Annotated in this window: 2 protein-coding genes; both read right to left on the bottom strand. The window is 47.4% G+C overall.

The genetic code is table 11. From position 1 onward, the window contains the following. On the bottom strand, positions 1-277 hold a 277-nt coding region (locus tag IOC61_RS17545; RefSeq protein ID WP_195690019.1), incomplete at its 3' end, for a TRAP transporter large permease subunit. After that, positions 274-711: TRAP transporter small permease (locus IOC61_RS17540; protein WP_195690018.1), on the bottom strand; the 438-nt coding region annotated here is incomplete at its 5' end. The genes IOC61_RS17540 and IOC61_RS17545, both read right to left, overlap by 4 nt.

The following is a 711-nucleotide window of genomic DNA, read 5'->3' as shown; positions in this document are numbered from 1 at the left end:
AGCGTCCAACCAACGCATTGGCAAAATCAATCAGTCGTTGACTCAACCCACCAGCTACCATGATGGAACCTGCCAGCAGGAAAAATGGGATTGCCATCAGCGAAAAACTATCCATCCCTGCGTAAATGCGCTGAGCCGCAATTACTGGGTTAACACTTCCTTGAAAAAAGATAACTGCAAAGCAAGCCAGAATAATTGCAAATGCCACCGGCAGCCCGATGGCGATAAGCACCACCAGCACTCCTGCAAGAACCAGTCCGATCACTTCAAAAGTCATTGAGATATCTCCTCGGGAAGCTTTCGGCAACTAGTACTCAACTCCCCAATCCTGGCAATAAGAAGCACAAGTGAAATTAGCAGCGCACCGACTGGTATGGCGAGATAGGGAAATGACATGGGAACCTGCATTCCAGATGATGAGGTTCTGGCACCCACTTCAACCAACTTTGCCCCGTAGTATCCAAGCAAGCCGCACATAGCGATCGTCAACAGGTCACGAATGAACCCCACTACAAAACCTATTTTCATCGGCAGCTTGTCAGCCACATATTCAACAGAAATGTGCCCATCTCTTTCTTTCATTAAGGATGCAGACCCCAGCATGGTAAGCCAAACAATCAAAAACCTTGCAAGCTCTTCTGACCAGAAAGTAGGGCTACCCAAAACATACCGGGCAAACACTTGATAAGATATCGAAATCAGCATGACCAA

The sequence above is a fragment of the Halomonas sp. KAO genome, from assembly GCF_015595025.1.
Classification (GTDB): Bacteria; Pseudomonadota; Gammaproteobacteria; order Pseudomonadales; family Halomonadaceae; genus Halomonas.
This window is presented reverse-complemented; position numbering and strand designations above follow the sequence as displayed.